We start from the raw sequence: 18,219 nt of genomic DNA on the forward strand, positions 1-18,219 counted from the left end.
GAACGCGAAGCCGCTGTCGCGCGGGGGCACGCGCCCGGTCCCCCCGCAACCAGAGCGGTGACAGGTTGAACCTGCTACCGTCGCGGCCCGACCAACAGCATCCCGCCAACCGGCAGGGAGCGAGGTGTTTCACGACGATGTTCGACAAAACCTATCGGCAGCGCCTCGAGGCTGATCTTGCGCAATGGGAAGCCGACGGCGTGATCGCGCCGGCGGCGGCCACCTCCATCCGCAGCGCGCTGCCGCCGCTCTCGCCCGGCATCAACATCGCCGTCGTCGTTGCCATCGTCGGCGGCCTCTTGATCGCAGCCGCCTTCCTCGCCTTCGTCGCGGCGCACTGGACCGAGATCGCGCGGCTGCTGCGGTTCGCGATCCTGATCGCCGGCATGGTCGTCGCCGGCGGCCTCGGAGCGTGGTTTGCCGCGACGGGCCGCAATGTTCTCGCCGATCTCTGTGCGAGCATCGGTGCGATCATCTTCGGCGCGGGCATCGCGCTGGTCGGCCAGATGTATCATCTCGGCGAGGATTTCGCCGGCGGCATGCTGCTGTGGTCGATCGGAGCATTTGCCGCCGCACTGCTGACCGGATCGCGCGGCGCGCTTGCGGTCGCCCTCGTCGCGGCCTGCATCTGGACCTGCATGCGCAACTATGATGCGCATGATGTCCTGCATCTTCCGTTCGTGGCGGTCTGGCTGATCGCCGCCGCGCTCGCGCTTGCATGGAATTCCCGTGTGGCGGCCCATCTCGTCGCGGTCGCGCTGCTTCCGTGGTGGATCGCGACTTCGCTCCGCTTCGAACTCGACGGTGCCCAGCCGTCGTTCGTGCTCGCGAACGGCGCCGCCTTGCTGTTCGGCGCCGGACTCGCAATCGCCGCTGTGCCGTCGCCGAGGGCGCGGCGTCTCGGGACCGTTTTATCGATCTACGGAGCGTTTTCGCTGGCGGCCGTCGCTTGCCTGGAGGTGACAACGGTGGACGACATCATCCGCTTCCGGAACAGCACGGTGCCGGCCCAGCCACTTTGGGCGATCCTGTGCGGGGCCGCGGGCGTGATCCTCGCGCTTGCGTCTGCCGGCGTCACCAGGCGTGCAGGTGAAATCCTTGCGGCATGTTCGATCGGACTCGTCCTGCTCGCGGCGCCGATCTGGCCGGCATCCACGGCCGGCGAGCCCTGGTTCGCCTATGCCGCGCTGCTCTGCGCCATGCTGTGCCTTGTTGTCTCCGGTGTGCTCGATGATGTGCGTCCGCGGATCGTTGCCGGCTGGCTCGGGATTGCCGGCGTGATCGCGGGCATCACCTGGGCGGTGAAGGGATCGCTGCTGCGCCGCTCGGCTTTCCTTGCCGCGGCCGGTGTTGTTGCCGTCGTATTTGCCACCGCGCTCAATCGCGCGCTGCCGAGGGCCCAGCGATGATGGAGTTGACCGCGTCCGTGACAAAACTCTGGCAACGCATCCCGAAAGCCGTGCTGTTCGGTGTCGCCGTCCTGCTTCAATGCGTGCTGCTGGTGCTGATGGTCGCCGATCGCATGCAGATCCTGCGCGAAGGCCGTGAGGTGACGTTGCAGACGCAGCCGGTCGATCCCCGCGATCTGCTACGCGGCGACTATGTCGTGCTCCGCTACGACATCTCGCAACTGCCGGCGGGCACGCTCGCTGGACAGCCGGCGGCCGAGCGCAAGCCCGTCGTGTTCGTCAAGCTCGCGCCGAATGCCAATGGTCTCTACGAGGCCGTCTCGGTGCATGCCGAGCCCGTCACGGTCACGGCTCCCGAAGTGCTGATCCGCGGCCGCGTCTCCTCTTACGGCGGAACCTGCGGCTCCGGCTCGCGCGTCTTCTGCGAGAAACTGGCGATCAAATACGGTCTCGAAAGCTATTTCGTGCCCGAAGGCGAGGGCAAGAAGCTCGAGCAGGCCCGCAACCAGCAGAAACTCCGGGTCGTCGCCGCCGTACTCCCCTCAGGCCGCGCCGCCATCAAGCGGCTGCTGCTCGACGGCGAGCCGGTCTATGAGGAGCCGTTATACTAGGCGCTGATCATTTGGCCTTCAGCGCCCGCCGCAGCACGTCCCACATTCGCGGATCGCTCATATGCGCCACGTTGAAGCGCAGGAAGTCCGATGCCGTCTGCGATACGCTGAAGACGTTGCCCGGTGCGAGCACCACATCCTCCTCGAGCGCGGCGCGCGCGACGGCGGTGGCATCCTGTCCGCCCGCGAGGCGGCACCAGAGGAAGAAGCCACCGCGCGGCATCAGCCAGGGCTCGATGCCCAGCGCCTGAAGTTTTCGCGCGACGTCGCGGCGCGTGCGCGTGAGCTTCTGCCTGAGCTCGTCCATGTGCTTGCGATAGCTGCCGCCGGCCAGGACCCTTGCGATGATTTCGGTCGCCACCGGGCTCGGGCCGCCAAAACTGGTCGCGACCTGGAGGTCGACGAGGTGCTCGATCCAGTCGGCTCGCCCTGCGATGTAGCCGCAGCGCACCGAGGCCGACAGCGTCTTGGAGAAGCTGCCGATGCGGATCACGCGGTTCAATCCGTCGAGCGCGGCAAGGCGCGGCGAGCGCTCCGGTTCGAAGTCGCCGAAGATGTCGTCCTCGATGATGGTGAGGTCGTGCGTCGTGGCCGCAGTCAGAAGCCGGTGCGCGGTCTGAAGCGAGATCGTCGCGCCGGTCGGATTGTGCAGCGCTGAATTGGTGATGTAGAGCCGCGGCCGCTCAGCCGCGAGGATCTGCTCGAAGCGCGCGACATCGGGGCCCGACGGCGTGTAGGGCACGCTGACGATCTTCGCCTGATGCGCTCGCAGCAGCGCGCGAAAATTGAAGTAGCAGGGATCGTCGACCAGCACGGTGTCGCCGGGACGGAGCAGGAAGCGGCAGATCAGGTCGGTCGCCTGCGTGCCTGAACCGGTCAGCATCAACTGGTTGATCGAGGCCTCGATCGCGTCTTCGGCGAGGCGCGCGAGCAGCAGCCGGCGCAGGGCAGGGGAGCCGCTCGTGCTGCCGTAGTTGGTCAAAACGCTCGCGTCGGTGCGGGCAAGCGCGCGGGTGGCGCGGCGCAACGCCGCCTCCGGCATCCACTCCGGCGGCAGCCAGCCGCAGCCGGGTTTTGGCACGCCATCATCCGTGTCGAGCGATTGTCGGGAAACCCAGAACGGATCAACTTCCCGGTCGCGGCGGGGCTCGACTTCGGTCAGCGCCAGCGGCGGGGTGACGGCCGATGAGACATAGAAGCCCGAGCCGCGCCGGGCGCGGATCAGGCCATCGGCGGCCAGCCGATCATAGGCTTCGACGACGGTGGACGGCGAAACACCCATTGTCGCGGCAAGGCTGCGGATCGACGGCAGGCGGTCGCCGGCACTGAGCGCGCGGGCGGCGACCTTGGCGCGGATCGCGCCCATCACGTCGCTGGTCCGCGTCCCGCCCCGTCCCTTCGTTTGTAGCTCGCCGCCCAAGGTGTATTACCTTCCATATCCATACAGTTCTGCCGGATTGTACTGGATTGTTGCTGGTTTCGCCACCGGCGACGGCCGATGATCGTGACCCAAAAAGCGAGACGGACATGCAATCTACAGGCAGTGGCTGGGGCAACGGGCTTCTCGGCGTCATCATCTTCAGCGGCTCCTTGCCGGCGACGCGCGTGGCGGTCGGTGGTTTCTCCGCGCTGTTCCTGACGTCCGCCCGCGCGGTCATCGCGGCCCTGATCGGTATGGCCGTGCTCTTCCTGCTCCGCCAGGCGCGGCCGCAGCGGAAGGATCTCGTCTCGCTCACCATCGTCTCCATCGGCGTCGTGGTCGGCTTCCCCCTGCTGACGGCGCTCGCGCTCCAGCACATCACCTCCGCGCATTCGATCGTCTTCATCGGGCTCTTGCCGCTGTCGACGGCGATCTTCGCGGTGCTGCGCGGTGGCGAGCGACCGCAGCCGCTGTTCTGGCTGTTCGCTGTCCTCGGCAGCACCACGGTGGCAGGCTTTGCTTTGTCCAACGACGGCTCGGCATCAGTCACCGGCGATCTCCTGATGGTCGCCGCCATCGTGCTGTGCGGGCTCGGTTATGCCGAAGGCGCGGCGCTGTCGCGCCGCCTCGGCGGCTGGCAGGTGATCTCCTGGGCGCTGCTGCTCGCGCTGCCGCTGATGGTGTCGGTCGCGATCCTGACATGGCCGTCGACGTGGAGCGGCGTCGGCGTGCCCGCCTGGATCGGGCTCGCCTACGTCTCCGTCTTCAGCATGTTCGTCGGCTTCATCTTCTGGTACCGGGGCCTTGCGGTCGGCGGCATTGCCCGCGTCGGTCAATTGCAGCAGCTCCAGCCGTTCTTCGGCCTCGCGCTTGCCGGCTTCCTGCTGCACGAGCCGGTCGCATGGAGCATGATCGCCGCGACCGCACTCGTCGTCGTCTGCGTGTTCTTCGCGCGGCGATATGCCTGAGGCGGTGATCGCAGTTCCCGACCAGGGTCTGAAGTTGATGACCTTGATCGAACGCGCTTCCATCTGGTCATTGGCTCGCGACCACACCTTGGCGCGGTCGTTATGCGACTGCCAACGTTGATCTAGATCAACGTCTGTTCTTGCACGCAGTGCCGCACTGGATGGGAGAGTTATCTCCCCGGTGCATCGCGTGCCCTGTTTCGCGATCACAGTGACAGCATCCGCCTGGCTGGTCTGCTCGTTTCGCTGATGGGACGGTGATCGGCATCCTCACGCGACTGACAGAAATCCGCAGAAAGCAAGGGAAGGAGCACGTCATGCGACACGGAACCAAATTTTGGCTAGCCGGCGCCGTTATTGCCTGCGCAGCCATGGGCTCGGTGCAGTGGTCGGAGGAGGATGGTCTTTCATTCTCGGTTCAGAGCGCACAGGCCCGCGTAGGGCGACCAGCGACCCCAGTGAGTGTCGCCGGCGTCGCGCGGCGAACGACGCGCCGCGCCGTAGTCGGTGGAGCGGCCGTAGGCGCCGCTGTCGCGGCACCAACGTGCGCCCGCGTGCTGGTCAATGGCGCGTGGGTCTGTCGCTAGGAAAGCTCTGTCCTTCATGGGGGTGATCGCAGCGATCGCGCTCGTGGTCGTGTGCGTCTTCTTCTTCGCGCGGCGGTTGGCGTGAGGCCTGTGCCTCACGCCTGCCCCATCACCGTCCGCGTCAGCGCACTCCGGGCAAACTTCTTCAGCGGCATCGGCTTGCCGAACAGAAAACCCTGCACGAGGTCGAAGCCGAGCTCGTTGGCGGCGACGAGGTCGGCGCGGCTCTCGACGCCTTCGGCCACGGTGCGCGCGCCGTAGGCGTGCGCGAGCTCGACGATGTGACGGCACACCGTGCGCTTCAGCCGATCGCTGCCGCTGCCGGTGACGAAGTGCCGATCGGCCTTCAGCTTGATGAAGGGAATCTTGTCCAGATCCATCAGTGACGGCCAGTTGGCGCCAAGATTGTCGATCGACAGGCCGATATTGTGCAGGCGCACCTCGCGGGCGACCTCGACGAGGAATTCGAGATCGCGGATCGCCTCCTCGCTGTCGATCTCGATCGTCAGCCCGCCGAAGGCCGGATGCGTCGGCATGCGGCGGCAGAGATCGCGCACCGCCTGCGGCTCCTTCAGATACGACGTCGGCAGGTTGATCGAGAGATCGACCGGGCTCTGCTGCTCCAGGAGATAGTGCCAGTCCTGCAAGGCGCGCTCGATCACGAACTCCGAGAGCTCGCGCAAATGCGGATCGTGCTCTTCGGGGATGAAGTAGGCGGGCGGCACCACGCCCCAGGTCGGATGCCGCATCCGCACCAGCGCCTCGGCGCCGCTGCGGACCAAGGTGCGCGCGTCGATCTTGGGCTGGTACCAGAGCTCGAGCCAGCCGGCATGCAGCGCCTCGCCGACATACACGGCCGGGCTCGGCGCCGGCTCGTCCGGCAGCAGCATCGCGACGCGCTCGCGCAGCGTCTCGGCGGCAAAGGGCGTGGTCAGTGGCGGCAGCATCGCGAGGCCATACTCCTCGCCGACCTGCTGCACAGCCCTGACGATGATGGACTCGCGGGCGCCGACGGCGAGAACCTTGCCGTCGAAGGCCTCGCGCACCAGTGTCTCCAGAAACGTGCCGGGCTCGATGCCGTCGGCGGCGATGCCGAGCAGGATCAGGTCCGGCAACTCGCGGGTCAGCACGGTCTGCAGCTCGTCCGCGCTGGCGCATTCGCTGGTGACGAAACCAAGATCCTCCAGCACCTCGGCGAGGAATGCGCGCAGATGGCGCTTGCCGTCGGCGACGCATGCGCGCGGCGTTACCTTTCGCCGTCCGAAGGTTTTAGGCCTCCGTCCGGCGAGCTCAACAAGTTCATCGTTCATCGCAAACCACTCCCGTTCCGCGACAGGTGTTAGCGATGGGAGCAGTTTCAAATATGGAGAGCTTCAGTCGATTGTTGAATTATCTGGGTAACGTTAAAGCCCGCATCACGTCTAAAATTGTCTGGATCTTCTTCCAGAAGTTTTTACGTCTGCCCGCGCGTCGCGCGCGAGCGTGCGGCAATCCCGCGCAATTTTTGCAAGACGCGGCTTGGCTGCGGACACGCGCGCTGTCCTGTAATCGGACGAGGTCGCGCGCACTTCGCCCAATTGAATAATGGACGCCTCAATTGCTTGTGGCCGTGGCGTGCCGGGTCATGCAGTACCAGCTCGCGACCGCGACTCAGGACGGGAAACGCCTTGTAGAATCCGTGCTTGTCGAGCTGCGCATTCAGCTCGTTCAACGCGCTACGAACCGCTCGCGTTTCGCGCGGCGCTGGCGCGCGCGTGCAATGCCGCCATCGTCGATGTCCGCCGGTTCGATCTCATCGCAACCTCCTTCCCGTCGCTCTTGCGGTGCATCGCAGGATCGACACGATGGCAGCGATGGGAGAGTTCATTTTCACGCGATGCGCGCATGTTCCATGGTTTACGCGTGACAGTTCTGCGACAACGTGGCCGGCTGCGGCGGCGCAAATGTGAAGCACATCACATGTGTCTTGCTGCACCTGCGCTATTGCTGTGCGCAGCCGGTGGTGGGCTGTCGAGGATTACAGCAATGACGACGCGGCGATTGATGTATTGGTGGTTCAGATTCGTTCTGTCAGGACGATTTACCGATCGCTTCCTGTGCCTGCCGCGGGCGGAGTAGCCGCGCCGCAGTATCAGGTCTGCCCAATCAATTTGCGAAACGCCGCCGCGCCGTCCTGCACGGCGTCGCGTCCCTTCCAGGCCAGATAGGACAGCTTGCCACCGAGCGTGTCGTGGCTGCGCAGCCGGCGCGAGCCGAGAATGTGGCCGACATTGGAGGGGAAGCGGCTCACCTCGGCGGACACCAGCGCCGCGATCGCATCCATCAATTGCTGGAGCCGGATACCCCATTCGCAACCCTCGATGCCGTCGATGCGGACCTTGAGCGCATATTCGGTGTCGTAGATGTCGGCGAGCAGGTCGCGGGCGACCAGCACGCGGTTGTGCTTGAGCGCGACCCGCAGGGCGAGCCGCTTGTCGTCGAGCCGGTCGAGCACCATGGGAACGACGCAGGCATAGGGCGTGGCGGCGACGTCGGCCACGCTCTTGCTCGCGGCGATCCTGGTGGCAAGGCGCACCAGCTCCCAGGACGTCTTCAGCCGCCTCGCCACCAGCGCCAGCGCAAAGGGCAGCGCGTCCGGGTGGGACTTCTTGAAGACATCGAGTTGCGCAGTGATCTGGGCAACCTGGCCGTCGTCGAATTTCGCGATCTTCTCAGGCAGCTTTTCGTTGAACTTCGGCAGCGCGTCGCCGGCGCGCAGCACCTGCTGCATTTTCCTCACGTCGTCGAAGGCGGTGCGCGAGGCCGTGTATTGCGTGAGCTTGGCGCGTGCGAACTCGGTGCTTTCCGCCGATGCGAGGGTGTTCTCGAGGACCTTGAGGACCTTGGTCTGGAAGATCGACGCGGTTTTCAGCACTTCCTTCGGGTTGTTGGCGGTGACCTGGTCGTTGATCGCCTTGATGTAGTCGCGCGCCATGGTCGGCAGCAGGTCGCGGCAGATCCACTCCCAGATCGGCGTGAGCGTGTTACGTGAAATCCGCCCCGCATTGGCATGCTCGGGTGCGCCGTCGATCAGGAGCAGTTCGAGCGGCGCGAAGAAATAGCGCGAGGGACTGGTGGCGCGTGCCTGGGTCGATCCGTCCTTGCGGAACTCGGCGCGCAACTTCGCCTGGATGTCGGACGAGCCCGGCATGTCGATGCCGCACAGTTCGAGCCGCTCGAGCTCGCTGAGCAGACAGCTGCGCGAGAGCGGCGTCAGCCTCTGCAAGAACTCGGACAGCCGATCGATCTCGTTCATGGCACGCAATCTTCCGCAGCGTTTCCCGCAGGCCTACCGGCCTCATGCGTGGAGGCATTTGCGCGCTCTCAATCGTGACCAAGAGAAGCAAGTCATTGTTAATTTATCCGTAAAAACCGGGAGGCGCGGGCGCCCGCTGGGGAGCGTTGGTTAAGGAGGCATTTCGTCGCCTGCTCAAGTTTTGGGCGAAACCTCAACCTACGCGTGGTCGATTGCGTGGGTACTCAAGCATAAATTGTGCCTGCGCCGGTATTTCAGCACAAAACTGCCAAAATTACCGTAGTCTTACGGAGCAAAAAGTTAACTACAGACCGGCCTCGGTTCCGCTAAACGAGTCACATGGGGTCACAGAACGATACGGCCACCGATTCGCGGCCGTCGGAATGGTTCGAAAGCAGCTCTGCTCCGACCGAAGAGCTCGATTTCGCCCGCCTGAACGCGGTCCGCGCCAAGGCCGCCGACGAGATGGCCAGCGCCATCGCCCGCGAGCTCAACGGCCCCCTGACCGCGCTCCTGCTCTACATGGGCGAGATCAAGCACCACAGCGACCAGCTCGCGCCGGTTACGGCCGATCGGGCCTATTTGCAGCGCGTGGTGGAGAATGCGCTGGCGCAGACCGAACGTGTTTGCGGCGTGGTCAAGCAGCTTGCCGGCCCTCATAGGGATGCCCTGCCGATCCAGTCCAGGACCGAGGGCGCCGAATTGAACGCCGCCCGCGCACAGCAAGCGCAGCGTGTGCCGAGCACCGAGTTGCTGGGCCTGTCGGGCCAGAAGCGGCTGACCAAGCGCGAACGCGAGGTGCTGAGGCTGATCAGCGAGGGCTACTCGAACAAGCAGGGCGCGCTGCGGATGCAGATCAGCCCGCGCACGTTCGAGAGCCATCGCGCCGAGGCGATGCGCAAGCTCGGCGCGCGCAACACCGCGGACCTCGTCCGTGCGGCGCTGCTGCATTCGATCGATTGAGGTTCTGTCCTGCGCCGCCAGGCGGGCGATCAAGCCTGAGAATGGCCTGGGGACCCGATGGGTTCAGAGATAATCCTCGGCGAAAGGGCGTACCCGCGACGGCGGCCGCAGCGACTTGGGCTCTTCCTTCGGCGCGCTCGGAATGATCGTGATGGTCCAGCGCGGCGGCATGCTCGATTCCTGCTCCAGCACCGAGCGAACGAAACCAGTCACCGTCGCCTCGCCAGCCTTCACCGTCGCCGTCCTGCCGTTGAACTGTGCGATGCGGAAGCGACGGACCTCTTTCTGATCCGCAGTCTCATAGGTGAACATGGAAACCCTCCTGGTTTCCGGCGACTATCGCCACCTATGATTAGCCATCTGTGAAAATCCCAAACCGTAGAAGTACGGCGGGCCTGGCGCGGTTTTCGTCAGAGCGTTTTCGAGCGAAGTGGATACGGTTTGCGCAAGCCCCGCTCCGATTCATCGAAACGAAAATGGCTCTAGCCCTGCGGCTCCTGCGCGCGCGCGGCGGCGTAGGCGGCATCCATCAGGTCGAGGAGACCGTGGAATTCGGCCTCGCCAAGCGTCTCCGCGGTCTGCTCCAGCCGCAGCGCCAGCGCCGCAAGCCTGACATAGCCGAACGTTCCGGCCGCGCTCTTCAGCGAATGCGCTTCGCGGGTGATCCTGGCGAGGTGCCGCGCGAGCGAGAGCGTGCGGAACAGCTGCAGACGCGCGCAGGTCTCGCTCCAGAACACGTCACGGACTTCACAGGCCCCGTCCTCGCCGATCTCCCGCACCAGCGCTTCGTACGCACCCGGCTCGCGCGCGGGCGCAGCATCGAGCGCTTTTGGCATCGGCGCGGCGGTCACTTCAAACATGGCTTTGGCCCGTCCTGGTCACGGTTCGTCTGCCGCGCGGCCTGTACGGCGCGAGGCATGCCCCGTGTCTAGGGCATCCGAATTTCAGTTCCGGTAGCAGGACGATCCGTGTTTGCAGGCCGGCGTTAGCCGCCGGTTTACCAAGGCGCCGGTCAGCGCGGGCCGAGCAGCCGGTCGTACTGGGCCTTCACGGTGGCGTAGCATTCGCACGCCGTCTGGCGCAGGCCGTCCAGGTTGAGGATCTGGATGTGCCCGCGGCTGTAGTGGATGAAATTGGCGTGCTGCAACGTATTGGCGACCAGCGACACGCTGTTGCGGCGCGCCCCGATCATCTGCGCCATCGCCTCCTGGGTCAGCAGCAGCCGGTAATCGCCCGACAGGTCATGGGTGTGCAGCAGGCAACGCGACAGCCGCGACTCCACCGGATGGGCGGCGTTGCAGCCCGCGGTCTGCTGGACCTGTGCGTAGACGGCCAGCCCGTGACGGGTGAGCAGCGTCCGCAAGGTGCTGCTCTGGTCGGCCGCGTCGCGCAGCCGGTCGAGGTCCATCACGGAGGCGGCACCGGGGACCAGCACGATTGCCGTGTTCAGCGCGCAGGCATCGCCCATGGTCGAGAGCGTTCCGAGCAGGCTGTCGCGGCCGACCATGGCGACCTGCACATGCTCGCCCTTGGCGAGTTTCACCACCAGCGAGATGACGCCGCGGTGGGGAAAGTAGGCGCGCTTGAGCGTCTCGCCGGTCTCCACCAGGATCGCTTCGTGCGGCAGATCGATCATGCGCAAATGCGGGCGGATCAATTCGTAATCCTCCGCCGACAGTGCGGACAGGAAACCGTTGGATGGGCGCGCCATCGTTTCCAAGACTGCCTCCGTCTCGTCAGCCCCCGAACTCGAAGCGAATGGGCTGCTCGCTGTACGGATAAGTTTGATCATGTTCTCGTCGGGATATATTGGCAATTGGGACAAGATGTCCGGTTGCGATGGCGCCCCCGCTGCACTGTGTGCACACCGGCATGCAGCAGGCCGGTTGCGCCGGGCTATCTTCATCGCGGGGCTCCCAGCAGGCGGGCGTGGCAGCCCTTCACCGCCGCATAGCAGTCGCAGGACCTCGTCTCCAATGCGCGCTCGTCGACGATCTCGATCTGGCCGCGGGTGTAGTGAATGATGCCGGCGCGCTGGAGCGCATTTGCGACGAGGGAAATCGCGTTGCGCCGTACGCCCATCATCTGCGCCAGCGTCTCCTGTGTCAGCGGAAGGAACTTGCTGTCGGACAGGTCGCGGGCACGCAGGAGCCAGCGCGCCAGCCGCGCTTCGACCGGGTGCACCGTATTGCACAGCACCGATTGCTGCGCATGCGCGAGCAGCGCCTGCTCGTGGCGGATCATCAGGCCGCGAAACTGCGCGCTTGCGGCCGCCACCGCCCGGAAGGCCGCGATTTCGAGCACGGACGCAGTCCCGGGGAAGAGCACAGCGGCATCCGTCGGAGCGATGCCGTCGGCAAGCGCGGCGCCGGCGCCGACGGCGCTGTCGCGGCCCAGCATCGCGACCTCGATCATCTGTCCCTCGGAGAGACCCACCGTGATCGAAACGGACCCGCCGTGCGGGAAGTAGACATGTCGCAGCGCGGCGCCTGCCTCGGCCAAGACAGATTCCCTGACCATTTCGACTGTCGCGAGATGGGGGCGCAGCAGATCGAAATCCGCCACGCCGAGCATTTGCAGCAACTGGTTGGACGGGTGGCCGCTCGCGGTCATGCAGGTCAATCCGGCGCGTTCATTAGGACGATCGGCCGCCGCGCCCTGTGCGTCATTCAGTTGCACGGCGACCAAAACATATTGTAAAGGTTGTGTGGCCGTCCATATACCCGTTGGGGGGCAGACAGGCTGCGGCATTTGCGGCGGAAATTGAGAAACGCACGCTGATTCGCGCGTTAATTAGGGGCGTCCGTCTTGCGCCGGGCGGCAGGAAAAAGCGGCAAGGGGGCCATCATGAGCCGCTAGGATCGCATCTGCGCCGTCATCGGACCCGACCGACACCTGCGGCTTCCCCTCAAGCGCGCATTTTCTATCCATCCGGGACTGGTCCGCGCGGCTTCGCAACGCCGCGACTGTCGCACCCCTTGCCCCTGATTTCCCGACAGGACCGTTGACGCTTGCATCAATGTTTCGACCAGCCAGAGGAGAACGGCGTGCCCCACGGTTTGACGTTTGAATCGCCGAAACGGGAAACTCAAACGGGGACGGCAGACCTGCACCATACTCTCGTCGACGACGACCCGATGGTGTGCATGGCCATCGAGATCTATCTGCAGCGGAATCATTTCCGGGTGACGATTGCCGACGGAGGAGAAGCCGCCTCCGCGCTCTCGAGAACGAACAGGTCGATCTGATGATGATCGACATCTTCATGCCGCACACGCGAGGTTCGAGTCGATCCGGATCTTCCACGAGCACGCGCCGGCCATTCCGCTGATTGCGATGTCCGGCTACGCCTTCGCAAATTTGAACGCGCCCGCACCCGACTTCCTCCGGATGGCGCCGGAGCTCGGCGCTGCGCGTTGCCTTCGCAAGCCGTTTAGACCGGATGCGCTATTCGCGGCCATCGAGGATTGTCTCGCGGAGCATCGTGCTGTCTCCGCAATTGGGTTAGCGCGGTAGCAATCGCGGCGGCCGCGAAATAAGCGTCCGTTTACCGCAAGCGCAGCTGTTGCGGATTGAGCAGGCGAGCAGCGGGCGGCGGTGTGAGCGATTCTGATTGCGCGTGATTTGATTCAATTCGCGCGGCCCGTGCATATCGTCCTTCGCGAGCAGGATTTTTCGCATACGTCGCAGTGTTGTTATCGGAGCGTTTACCTATCGCGTCTGTCGCGTGAGATGCGGCGCCGCTTTTGTCGCAAGACGCTATCGCAGGCCTCGAAGCGCAAACTTGTCTTCAATATCCGTATTAGCACGGAGGCTGAAATTAACGGGACCGTGAAAGGGGTTGTCTAACGATCCAGGCGCGGACCTCCGCCGAACTCCAGGTGCGGCCCAGGCGTTGAAGTCCGGCTCAGTAAGGCGTAGCTCATGGATGATCTGTTGCGGGAGTTTTTGACGGAGACCAGCGAGAGCCTGGACACCGTCGACAATCAGTTGGTGAAGTTCGAGCAGGAGCCGAATAACGCCAAGATCCTGGATAACATCTTCCGCCTGGTCCACACCATCAAGGGCACGTGCGGCTTCCTCGGACTGCCGCGGCTTGAAGCGCTGGCGCATGCCGGCGAGACCCTGATGAGCAAATTCCGCGACGGCATGCCGGTGACGGCCGGCGCGGTGACGGTGATCCTGTCCTCGATCGACCGCATCAAGGAGATCCTCGCCGGCCTCGAGGCGACCGAAGCCGAGCCCGAAGGCAACGACCGCGATCTCATCGACAAGCTGGAAGCGATGGTCGAGCAGGGCATGGCCGCGATGGCCGCAGGTGCTGTTGCTGATGCACCGCCGCTCGTCCCGGAAGCTCCCACTCCCGTCGAAGCAAAGGTTGCACCGTCGAAAGAAAAAGAAATGACCGAGGGCACGCTGATCGACCAGACCCTGGAGCGCCCCTTACGTCCGGGCGAAGTCTCGCTCGACGAGCTCGAGCGCGCCTTCCGCGAGACCGCGATCGAAGCGCCGGCTCCTGTCGCCAAGGCCGAGCCCGCGCCGGCTGCTGAAGCTCCGGCGCTCGCCGCCAAGGAAGCTGCGAAGCCCGCCAAGGAAAAGGCCGCGCCGAAGAAGTCGACGGCCGACGAGAATGCAGGCGAAGGCGCCAGCATCGCCAACCAGTCGATCCGCGTCAACGTGGATACGCTGGAGCATCTGATGACCATGGTCTCCGAGCTGGTCCTGACCCGCAACCAGCTGCTGGAGATCTCCCGCCGCAACGAGGACACCGAGTTCAAGGTGCCGTTGCAGCGCCTGTCCAACGTCACCGCCGAGCTGCAGGAAGGCGTCATGAAGACGCGCATGCAGCCGATCGGCAATGCCTGGCAGAAGCTGCCCCGCATCGTCCGCGATCTCTCGAGCGAACTCGGCAAGCAGATCGAGCTGGAGATGCACGGCGCCGACACCGAGCTCGACCGCCAGGTGCTCGACCTGATCAAGGACCCGCTCACCCACATGGTGCGCAACTCCGCCGACCACGGCCTGGAGACCCCCGCCGAGCGGCTCGCGTCCGGCAAGGGCGAGCAGGGCACCATCCGCCTGTCCGCCTATCACGAGGGCGGCCACATCATCATCTGCATCGCCGACAACGGCCGCGGCCTCAACACCGAGAGGATCAAGGCCAAGGCGATCTCCTCCGGTCTCGTCACCGAGGCCGAGCTCGAGAAGATGAGCGAAGCCCAGATCCACAAGTTCATCTTCGCGCCGGGCTTCTCGACCGCAGCTGCGATCACCTCGGTCTCCGGCCGCGGCGTCGGCATGGACGTGGTGCGCACCAATATCGACCAGATCGGCGGCACCATCGACATCAAGTCGGTGGCCGGCGAGGGTTCCTCCGTCACCATCAAGATCCCGCTGACCTTGGCCATCGTCTCGGCGCTGATCGTCGAGGCCGCCGGCGACCGTTTTGCAATCCCGCAGCTCTCGGTCGTCGAGCTTGTCCGTGCCCGCGCCAACAGCGAGCACCGCATCGAGCGCATCAAGGACACCGCGGTGCTCAGGTTGCGCAACAAGCTCTTGCCGCTGATCCACCTCAAGAAGCTGCTCAAGATCGACGACGGCGCGGCCAGCGATCCCGAGAACGGTTTTATCGTGGTGACCCAGGTCGGCAGCCAGACCTTCGGCATCGTGGTCGACGGCGTGTTCCACACCGAAGAGATCGTGGTGAAGCCGATGTCGACGAAGCTGCGTCACATCGACATGTTCTCCGGCAACACCATTCTGGGCGATGGCGCTGTTATCATGATCATCGATCCCAACGGCATTGCCAAGGCGCTCGGCGCCGCCGGCTCCTCGGCCCATGACATGGGCGACGAGAACGGCGCCCATCACATCGGAAGTGGCGAGCAGACCACCTCGCTGCTGGTGTTCCGCGCCGGCTCCAGCCAGCCCAAGGCGGTCCCGCTCGGGCTCGTCACCCGCCTGGAAGAGCTCCCGGCCGACAAGATCGAGTTCAGCAACGGCCGCTACATGGTGCAGTACCGCGAGCAGCTGATGCCGCTGGTCGCCATGGAGAGCGTCACCATTGCGAGCCAGGGCGCCCAGCCGATTCTGGTGTTTGCGGATGACGGCCGCTCCATGGGCCTCGTCGTCGACGAGATCATCGACATCGTCGAGGAACGGCTCAACATCGAGGTCGGCGGCTCCGCCTCCGGCATTCTCGGTTCGGCCGTGATCAAGGGCCAGGCCACCGAGGTGATCGACGTCGGCCACTTCCTGCCGATGGCGTTCGCCGACTGGTTCACCCGCAAGGAGATGAAGCCGTCGCAGCACTCGCAGTCGGTGCTGCTGGTCGACGACTCGGCCTTCTTCCGCAACATGCTGGCACCCGTGCTGAAGGCGGCCGGCTACCGCGTCCGCACCGCGCCGACTGCGCAGGAGGGCCTGGCTGCGCTGCGTGCGCAGAGCTTCGACGTGGTCCTGACCGACATCGAGATGCCCGACATGAACGGGTTCGAGTTCGCCGAAGTGATCCGCTCCGACACCAATCTGGGCGCGATGCCGATCATCGGCCTGTCCGCGCTGGTGTCGCCGGCGGCGATCGAGCGCGGCCGTCAGGCCGGCTTCCACGACTATGTCGCCAAGTTCGACCGTCCCGGTCTGATCGCGGCGCTGAAGGAACAGACCGCGGGCGCCGCCGGCGCCTCCGAGCTGAGCCGGGCAGCGGCGTAACGGCACTGGGGATCAGGAGATACCGCTATGAGCAACAAGAAGACGCAGATCGGCGAAGGCGCCATGGTCGAATACGTCACCGCGATGATCGGCGGCCAGCTGTTCGGCCTGCCGATCTCCCGCGTGCAGGACGTGTTCATGCCCGAGCGCGTCACCCGCGTTCCCTTGTCCTCGCGCGAGATCGCGGGCGTGCTGAACCTGCGCGGCCGCATCGTCACCGTGGTCGACATGCGTGCCCGGCTCGGCCTGCCCAAGCCCGAGGACGGCAAGACCCCGATGGCGGTCGGCGTCGACCTGCGCGGTGAATCCTACGGCCTCCTGATCGACCAGATCGGCGAGGTGCTGCGGCTCGCCGAGGACAACAAGGAAGAAAACCCCGTCAACCTCGATCCCCGCATGGCCAAGCTCGCCGGCGGCGTCCACCGCCTCGACGGGCAGCTCATGGTCGTCCTCGACGTCGATCGCGTCCTCGAGCTTAAAACCGAAGTACAAATGGCTGCCTGAGCTAACCGAAACATCGAAGCCGGAGAACCAAAATGAAGACATGTTTGGTGGTCGATGATTCCAGCGTCGTGCGAAAGATCGCGCGCCGGATCCTGGAAGGCCTGGAATTCGAAGTCACCGAGGCCGAGGACGGCTCGAAGGCGCTGGAGATCTGCCAGCGGCAGCTGCCCGATGCGGTGCTGCTCGACTGGAACATGCCCGTGATGGACGGCTTCGAGTTCATGGGCCACATGCGCCGCCTGCCCGGCGGCGACCAGCCGAAGGTGGTGTTCTGCACCACCGAGAACAACGTGGCTCATATCGCCCAGGCGCTCAGCGGCGGCGCCAACGAGTACATTATGAAGCCCTTCGATAAAGACATCATCGCCGACAAATTCGCTGAAGTCGGCTTGATCCCGGTCGGACAAGCCATGGTCTGAGTATCTGGCCCGAGCGTTTCAGCCAGAGTGTCCCCAGTACAGCTTCCGAGAGGCTATCCGTGACCCCGACCGAGTATGAGTATCTGCGTAAGTTCCTGAGGGATCATTCCGGACTCGACCTGTCCGCAGACAAGCAATATCTGATCGAAAGCCGGTTGTTGCCGCTCGCCCGCAAGGCCGGGCTCTCCGGGATCGGCGAGCTCGTGCAGAAGCTGCAGGGCGGCTCGAGCGCGCTCGTCACCAGCGTGGTCGAAGCCATGACCACCAACGAGACCTTCTTCTTCCGCGACAAGGTCCCGTTCGATCATTTCCGCGACACCATCATGCCTGAGGTCATCAAGGCGCGCGCCGGCCGACGGAGCGTGCGCATCTGGTGCGCCGCCGGCTCGACCGGGCAGGAGCCCTATTCGCTCGCGATGTGCCTGAAGGAGATGGGCGCGGCCCTGACCGGCTGGCGCGTCGAGATCATCGCGACCGACCTGTCGCAGGAGGTGCTCGAGAAGGCCAAGGCCGGCATCTACAGCCAGTTCGAGGTGCAGCGCGGCCTGCCGATCCAGATGCTGATGAAATATTTCAAGCAGACCGGGGAGACGTGGCAGATCAATCCCGAGCTGCGCGCGATGATCCAGCACCGGCAGCTCAACCTGCTGCATGATTTTGCCCAGCTCGGCACCTTCGACGTCATCTTCTGCCGCAACGTGCTGATCTATTTCGACCAGGACACCAAGATCAACATCTTCAACCGCCTCGCCCGCCAGATCGAGGGAGACGGCTTCCTGGTGCTGGGTGCAGCCGAAACCGTGGTCGGACTGACCGACACGTTCAGGCCGATCCCGGATCGTCGCGGCCTCTACAAGCCGAACGATCCGCGTGCAGCGGCAACCAAACCGGCTCTCGCCGGCGCCGCGCCGCCGCGCATGGCGGTGTTGGCAGGACGATAGGCATGGCAGAGGATGGCAAGGGCGCGGAGCGCGTCACGTTCAGTCGTGGCTATGATGTCTGCATCATGGCGATCGATGGCACGTGGCGGCGCGACTGCAAGCTCAATGCGATTTCCGACACCGACGCCATCCTCACGGTGGACGGCTCGATCCAGGGATTGAACCTGAAGGAATTCTTCCTGCTGCTGTCGTCGACCGGGCTCGCCTATCGCCGTTGCGAGCTGGTGCGCGTCAACGGCGCCGAAATGGACATCCAGTTCCTGCGCGGCAAGAACCGCAAGAAGCGCGGCGCCGCCGGCGGCCGTGACGAGGCAGCGTGATCGCCAAATAGGCCTCGTCCCGCGCGCCCCGTCGCCGCTTTCCGAGACGTTGGTTCATATTTGCTAAAACA

16 protein-coding genes and 1 pseudogene are annotated in these 18,219 nt (G+C 64.8%); 10 read left to right on the forward strand and 7 right to left on the reverse strand.

Annotated elements, in window-relative coordinates:
- Nucleotides 1-137 precede the first annotated feature (137 nt).
- Both AB7Z56_RS02380 and AB7Z56_RS02385 read left to right on the forward strand, forming a co-directional pair.
- A complete protein-coding gene (locus tag AB7Z56_RS02380) occupies nt 138-1,409 on the forward strand; it encodes a DUF2157 domain-containing protein (protein ID WP_063980453.1) in 1,272 nt (423 codons plus the stop codon).
- Nucleotides 1,406-2,020: a GDYXXLXY domain-containing protein gene (locus AB7Z56_RS02385; protein WP_063980454.1), complete on the forward strand. Its 615-nt coding sequence runs from the start codon at nt 1,406-1,408 to the stop codon at nt 2,018-2,020. Before AB7Z56_RS02380 ends, AB7Z56_RS02385 begins: the two co-directional genes overlap by 4 nt.
- Before the next feature lie 7 nt (nt 2,021-2,027).
- On the opposite strand, the gene AB7Z56_RS02390 is transcribed toward AB7Z56_RS02385, so the two are convergent.
- The gene (locus AB7Z56_RS02390; protein WP_063986000.1) at nt 2,028-3,386 is read right to left on the reverse strand and encodes an aminotransferase-like domain-containing protein; all 1,359 of its coding nucleotides are present in this window, start codon (nt 3,384-3,386) and stop codon (nt 2,028-2,030) included.
- 161 nt (nt 3,387-3,547) lie between these two features.
- On the opposite strand from AB7Z56_RS02390, the gene AB7Z56_RS02395 reads away from it, so the two are divergent.
- Complete coding sequence (locus AB7Z56_RS02395; RefSeq protein WP_063980455.1) at nt 3,548-4,408, forward strand: DMT family transporter; 861 nt, start codon at nt 3,548-3,550, stop codon at nt 4,406-4,408.
- Nucleotides 4,409-5,090: 682 nt separating this feature from the next.
- On the opposite strand, the gene AB7Z56_RS02400 is transcribed toward AB7Z56_RS02395, so the two are convergent.
- Together AB7Z56_RS02400 and AB7Z56_RS02405 are read right to left on the reverse strand one after the other, a co-directional pair.
- Nucleotides 5,091-6,305 (reverse strand): EAL domain-containing response regulator, encoded by a 1,215-nt coding sequence (locus AB7Z56_RS02400; protein ID WP_063980456.1) that lies wholly within the window; start codon nt 6,303-6,305, stop codon nt 5,091-5,093.
- A gap of 821 nt (nt 6,306-7,126) precedes the next feature.
- Nucleotides 7,127-8,290 carry a hypothetical protein gene (locus tag AB7Z56_RS02405; RefSeq protein WP_063980457.1) on the reverse strand — a complete coding sequence of 388 codons (1,164 nt, stop codon included), beginning with the start codon at nt 8,288-8,290 and terminating at the stop codon, nt 7,127-7,129.
- A gap of 339 nt (nt 8,291-8,629) precedes the next feature.
- Between AB7Z56_RS02405 and AB7Z56_RS02410 the strand changes: the two genes are divergently transcribed.
- Nucleotides 8,630-9,253: a helix-turn-helix domain-containing protein gene (locus AB7Z56_RS02410; RefSeq protein ID WP_063980458.1), complete on the forward strand. Its 624-nt coding sequence runs from the start codon at nt 8,630-8,632 to the stop codon at nt 9,251-9,253.
- Nucleotides 9,254-9,316: 63 nt separating this feature from the next.
- On the opposite strand, the gene AB7Z56_RS02415 is transcribed toward AB7Z56_RS02410, so the two are convergent.
- The 4 genes from AB7Z56_RS02415 to AB7Z56_RS02430 all read right to left on the reverse strand — a co-directional run bounded on the left by AB7Z56_RS02415 (nt 9,317) and on the right by AB7Z56_RS02430 (nt 11,866).
- The gene (locus tag AB7Z56_RS02415; RefSeq protein WP_063980459.1) at nt 9,317-9,565 is read right to left on the reverse strand and encodes a hypothetical protein; all 249 of its coding nucleotides are present in this window, start codon (nt 9,563-9,565) and stop codon (nt 9,317-9,319) included.
- A gap of 170 nt (nt 9,566-9,735) precedes the next feature.
- On the reverse strand, nt 9,736-10,113 hold the full coding sequence (locus AB7Z56_RS02420) for an Hpt domain-containing protein (protein ID WP_063980460.1): 378 nt from the start codon (nt 10,111-10,113) through the stop codon (nt 9,736-9,738).
- Nucleotides 10,114-10,265: 152 nt separating this feature from the next.
- Nucleotides 10,266-10,964: a Crp/Fnr family transcriptional regulator gene (locus AB7Z56_RS02425; protein WP_038943206.1), complete on the reverse strand. Its 699-nt coding sequence runs from the start codon at nt 10,962-10,964 to the stop codon at nt 10,266-10,268.
- Nucleotides 10,965-11,155: 191 nt separating this feature from the next.
- A complete protein-coding gene (locus AB7Z56_RS02430) occupies nt 11,156-11,866 on the reverse strand; it encodes a Crp/Fnr family transcriptional regulator (protein WP_063980461.1) in 711 nt (236 codons plus the stop codon).
- 434 nt (nt 11,867-12,300) lie between these two features.
- On the opposite strand from AB7Z56_RS02430, the pseudogene AB7Z56_RS02435 reads away from it, so the two are divergent.
- From AB7Z56_RS02435 to AB7Z56_RS02460, 6 genes and pseudogenes are all read left to right on the forward strand, one after another.
- A pseudogene (locus tag AB7Z56_RS02435) lies at nt 12,301-12,769 on the forward strand (response regulator).
- 408 nt (nt 12,770-13,177) lie between these two features.
- Nucleotides 13,178-15,964 (forward strand): hybrid sensor histidine kinase/response regulator, encoded by a 2,787-nt coding sequence (locus AB7Z56_RS02440; protein WP_231143771.1) that lies wholly within the window; start codon nt 13,178-13,180, stop codon nt 15,962-15,964.
- Between the two features lie 27 nt (nt 15,965-15,991).
- Nucleotides 15,992-16,468: a chemotaxis protein CheW gene (locus AB7Z56_RS02445; RefSeq protein WP_231143772.1), complete on the forward strand. Its 477-nt coding sequence runs from the start codon at nt 15,992-15,994 to the stop codon at nt 16,466-16,468.
- 32 nt (nt 16,469-16,500) lie between these two features.
- Nucleotides 16,501-16,887: a response regulator gene (locus AB7Z56_RS02450; RefSeq protein ID WP_018321619.1), complete on the forward strand. Its 387-nt coding sequence runs from the start codon at nt 16,501-16,503 to the stop codon at nt 16,885-16,887.
- A 59-nt stretch (nt 16,888-16,946) separates the two neighbouring features.
- Nucleotides 16,947-17,828: a CheR family methyltransferase gene (locus tag AB7Z56_RS02455; protein WP_071908599.1), complete on the forward strand. Its 882-nt coding sequence runs from the start codon at nt 16,947-16,949 to the stop codon at nt 17,826-17,828.
- 2 nt (nt 17,829-17,830) lie between these two features.
- A complete protein-coding gene (locus AB7Z56_RS02460; RefSeq protein WP_014490546.1) occupies nt 17,831-18,148 on the forward strand; it encodes a hypothetical protein in 318 nt (105 codons plus the stop codon).
- Nucleotides 18,149-18,219 lie beyond the last annotated feature (71 nt).

Origin of the sequence: Bradyrhizobium sp. 482_C4_N1_8, assembly GCF_052075965.1 — a bacterium.
In the GTDB taxonomy this organism is placed as follows: Bacteria; Pseudomonadota; Alphaproteobacteria; order Rhizobiales; family Xanthobacteraceae; genus Bradyrhizobium; species Bradyrhizobium barranii.

Coding starts and splice junctions, on each gene's coding strand:
- AB7Z56_RS02380 (WP_063980453.1), top strand. CDS start 138: ATGTTCGACAAAACCTATCGGCAGCGCCTCGAGGCTGATCTTGCGCAA.
- AB7Z56_RS02385 (WP_063980454.1), top strand. CDS start 1,406: ATGATGGAGTTGACCGCGTCCGTGACAAAACTCTGGCAACGCATCCCG.
- AB7Z56_RS02390 (WP_063986000.1), bottom strand. CDS start 3,386: ATGGGCGCGATCCGCGCCAAGGTCGCCGCCCGCGCGCTCAGTGCCGGC.
- AB7Z56_RS02395 (WP_063980455.1), top strand. CDS start 3,548: ATGCAATCTACAGGCAGTGGCTGGGGCAACGGGCTTCTCGGCGTCATC.
- AB7Z56_RS02400 (WP_063980456.1), bottom strand. CDS start 6,305: ATGAACGATGAACTTGTTGAGCTCGCCGGACGGAGGCCTAAAACCTTC.
- AB7Z56_RS02405 (WP_063980457.1), bottom strand. CDS start 8,290: ATGAACGAGATCGATCGGCTGTCCGAGTTCTTGCAGAGGCTGACGCCG.
- AB7Z56_RS02410 (WP_063980458.1), top strand. CDS start 8,630: ATGGGGTCACAGAACGATACGGCCACCGATTCGCGGCCGTCGGAATGG.
- AB7Z56_RS02415 (WP_063980459.1), bottom strand. CDS start 9,565: ATGTTCACCTATGAGACTGCGGATCAGAAAGAGGTCCGTCGCTTCCGC.
- AB7Z56_RS02420 (WP_063980460.1), bottom strand. CDS start 10,113: ATGTTTGAAGTGACCGCCGCGCCGATGCCAAAAGCGCTCGATGCTGCG.
- AB7Z56_RS02425 (WP_038943206.1), bottom strand. CDS start 10,964: ATGGCGCGCCCATCCAACGGTTTCCTGTCCGCACTGTCGGCGGAGGAT.
- AB7Z56_RS02430 (WP_063980461.1), bottom strand. CDS start 11,866: ATGACCGCGAGCGGCCACCCGTCCAACCAGTTGCTGCAAATGCTCGGC.
- AB7Z56_RS02440 (WP_231143771.1), top strand. CDS start 13,178: ATGGATGATCTGTTGCGGGAGTTTTTGACGGAGACCAGCGAGAGCCTG.
- AB7Z56_RS02445 (WP_231143772.1), top strand. CDS start 15,992: ATGAGCAACAAGAAGACGCAGATCGGCGAAGGCGCCATGGTCGAATAC.
- AB7Z56_RS02450 (WP_018321619.1), top strand. CDS start 16,501: ATGAAGACATGTTTGGTGGTCGATGATTCCAGCGTCGTGCGAAAGATC.
- AB7Z56_RS02460 (WP_014490546.1), top strand. CDS start 17,831: ATGGCAGAGGATGGCAAGGGCGCGGAGCGCGTCACGTTCAGTCGTGGC.